The following is a 3,072-nucleotide window of genomic DNA, read 5'->3' as shown; positions in this document are numbered from 1 at the left end:
GCCTGGGCGGGCGGCTGCGCCTGGGCCGGCTGACGCGGCTGCGCCTGGGGCTGGGCCGGCGTCGGCGCGGCGGCCGGGCGGCGCGAGGCTTCGAGTTCCTGCAGGCGGAAATCGACATCCGCCTGGTTCTTCTCGACCGTCGCGGCCAGCTCGCGCAGCGCGTTCTGGGTCTCGTCGGACCGGCCGCGCAGCAGCCGAACCTCGGTCTCGAGCGCGGCGACGCGGTCGAGCAGCCGGGTCAGCAGCTCGCGCTGGTCATCGCCGATCGCGGGCGCGCCACGCGGCGGGGCGAGGGGGGTGGGCGCGCCGAGCGCGGAGCCGCCGGCGGTCCCGCCCGAACCCATCCGCGCCTGGAGCGCCTGGAGCTCGCGCCGCAGCTCCAGGATCTGGTTCTGCAGCGCGATGCCCTCGCGGCTGTCGATCTGGCCGGAGGCGGGTCCGGCGGCCAGAAGAGCGAGAAGCGGGATCAGCGTGAGCGGGCGCATGGCTGCGGCACCTTCCTTGCGACGATGCGTCTCCTCGCCGCGGCTTACGGCGACGGCAGGCGCGCCGCAAGCGACTGCCGCGCGAGGCATGCAGGCCGGAACGACGAAGGGCGGCGCGGGTTGCCGCGCCGCCCTCGCCTCGCGATCCGGAGAGCGTCAGCGGACCGAGGTGATGGCGACGCGGTTCTGCGCCCACGCCTCCTCGTTCGAGCCGAGCGCGATCGGGCGGTCCTCGCCGTAGCTGATCGTGCTGATGCGCGCCCCGGCGACGCCACGGGCGACGAGGAAGTCGCGCGCCGTGTTGGCGCGGCGCTGGCCGAGCGCCAGGTTGTACTCGCGCGTGCCGCGCTCGTCCGCGTGGCCCGCGATCTGGACCTGCACCGTGCTGTGCTGCTGCAGCCAAGCGGCCTGGCGCTCGAGCGTGGCGCGCTGATCGGGGCGGATGTCGTAGCGGTCGAAGTCGAAGAACACCCGATCGCCGACATTGGCGACCAGATCCTCCTGCGTGCCGGGCCGGATCGTCGACGCCGCGCCGGCGCCGCCAGCGCCGCCGGCCTGTTCGGGGGTGGACTCGCAGGCGGCGAGCAGTGCGAGCGCCGCCATGGAGCTCAGCAGCTTCAGCTTCATCAGAGCCATACCTTCTCGTTTGGGGACCAAGCCAGTAATCGGCCGCGACTCCTTGGCGCGGCCATGACCGTTACGCGCCCATAGCGCACCGCCGCGTATCGGGTCAAGTTCGGGCGGGATTGTGGCGGATCAGGGGAGCAACGGTGACCACGCGGGATCGGAGGCATCGGTCGGCGTCGGCAGGACGCGTTCGTTGAAGCCGGTGATGTCGATGGATGCGAGCCGCGTGGAATACCCCGATCCGCGAGCGTCCCGCGCGGGCGTCTCGCGCCAGTAGGCGAGCACCCGCCCGTTCGGCGCGAAGGTCGGGCCCTCCATCGACCAGCCTTCGGAGAGGATGCGCTCGCCCGACCCGTCGGGGCGCATCACGCCGATCGCGAAGGTGCCGCCGGCGATTCGGGTGAAGGCGATCAGGTCGCCGCGCGGCGACCAGACCGGGGTGGCGTAGCGGCCCTGGCCGAAGCTGATGCGCCGCACGTTCGAGCCGTCGGCGTTCATCACGTAGAGCTGCTGGTTGCCGCCGCGGTCGCTGTTGAAGACGATCTGCTGGCCGTCCGGGCTGAAGCATGGGCTGACGTCGATCGCGCCGGAGCTGGTGAGCTGCCGCTCTTGCCGCGAGCGGAGGTCGACCAGGTAGATGTTGGCGTTGCCGCCGCGGATGGCGGACAGCAGCACCGCGTTGCCGTCCGGACTGAAGCGGGGGCTGAGCGTCATGCCGGGGAAGTTGCCGAGCAGGCTCTGCCGGCCGCTGTCCACGTCGAGCAGGTAGACGCGCGGCTCGTTGCGGAAGAACGACATGAACGCGACCTGATTCACGCTCGGGTGGAAGCGCGGGCTGAGCGCCATCCACTGCCCGTCGGTCAGGAAGCGGTGGTTTTCGCCGTCCTGGTCCATGATCGCGAGGCGGCGGACGCGCCGGTCGCGCGGCCCGCTCTCGGCGACGTAGACGATGCGGGTGTCGAAGTAGCCCTTCTCGCCGAGCAGCCGCTCGTAGATCGCATCAGAGCAGATATGCGCGATGCGGCGCCAGTTGGCCGCATTGGTGGTGAAGGCGGTGCCCTGGATCTGCACGCCCGGCAGCACGTCCCAGAGCCGGAACTCGACGCGCAGGCGTTCGCCCTGCTGCTCGACCTTGCCCGTGACCAGGGCCTGGGCGCCGATCGCGCGCCAGTCGGCGAAGCGTGGCGTGGCATCGGGCGCCTCCTGGAGGAAGGCGCGCCGGTCGATCGGTCGGAACAGGCCGGAGCGCGCCAGGTTCGCCGTGATCACCTGGGCGATCTGCGGGCCGTAGGGCTGCGCCCCGGCGAAGTCCGGGATCGCGATCGGCATCGGGTCGGTGCGCGCGCGGGTGATGTCGATCACCGGTCCCTGCGCGCGCGCGGTGCCGGACAGGCCGGCGGCCGCCACCGCGGCGAGCCCTGCCATCAGGCTGCGGCGGCCGCAGGCCAGCGCCTCCAGCGCCCTGAACTGGCGATCGGTCAGCAGTCGGTCGGTCATCGGGACCTCTGGCGTCGCGGCCGCCGGCGCGGCCGGGAGGTGGATAGCGCAGACGTCCAACGCGGTCGATGGACGGACGGTTGCAGCCGCGTGAGCGGCCTGCTCATCGCACCAGTCCGCGCGGGCTGAAGCGGAAGGTCGCGGCCTCGACGATCGCGACCTTGTCGCGGTCGATCGGCAGCGGGTTGCAGCGCGGCGAGAGAAGCGCACGGCGGGCCTGCTCGGCGACGATCTGCTCGCGGCCGCTGTACTGGCGCACCGGTGTGGCGGTCACCACCGAGCCGTCGGGGCGCAGCCGCACCTTGAGCTCGACCACGATCTCCTCGAGCCCGCGCATCCCGGCATCGACGCTCCAGCACTCGCTGATCTTGTTGGCCAGCCCGTCGATCTCGCCGCGCGTCAGGCCCGGGGCCGGCGCGGTGCCGCCGGGTGCGCCGGGCGCGGGCGGAGCGCCGCCCTGCGG

Annotated in this window: 3 protein-coding genes and 1 pseudogene; all 4 read right to left on the bottom strand. The window is 72.6% G+C overall.

Annotation, left to right across the window (positions count from 1 at the left end):
• Positions 1-485, bottom strand: a pseudogene (locus FK498_RS18170) (hypothetical protein); the annotation flags it as partial.
• Between the two features lie 156 nt (positions 486-641).
• The gene (pal, locus tag FK498_RS18165) at positions 642-1,112 is read right to left on the bottom strand and encodes a peptidoglycan-associated lipoprotein Pal (protein WP_141857051.1); all 471 of its coding nucleotides are present in this window, start codon (positions 1,110-1,112) and stop codon (positions 642-644) included.
• Positions 1,113-1,241: 129 nt separating this feature from the next.
• Entirely contained in the window at positions 1,242-2,609 is a 1,368-nt protein-coding gene (gene tolB / locus FK498_RS18160) for a Tol-Pal system beta propeller repeat protein TolB (protein WP_141857049.1), read from the bottom strand.
• 103 nt (positions 2,610-2,712) lie between these two features.
• Positions 2,713-3,072, bottom strand: a 360-nt coding sequence (locus tag FK498_RS19565; RefSeq protein WP_161988488.1) for a cell envelope integrity protein TolA, incomplete at its 5' end; no start/stop codon positions are given.

It is taken from the genome of Elioraea sp. Yellowstone (assembly GCF_006704265.1).
GTDB lineage: Bacteria > Pseudomonadota > Alphaproteobacteria > Acetobacterales > Acetobacteraceae > Elioraea.
Note: the sequence above shows the minus strand (reverse complement) of the source record. Positions and strands in the feature narration are given on the sequence as shown.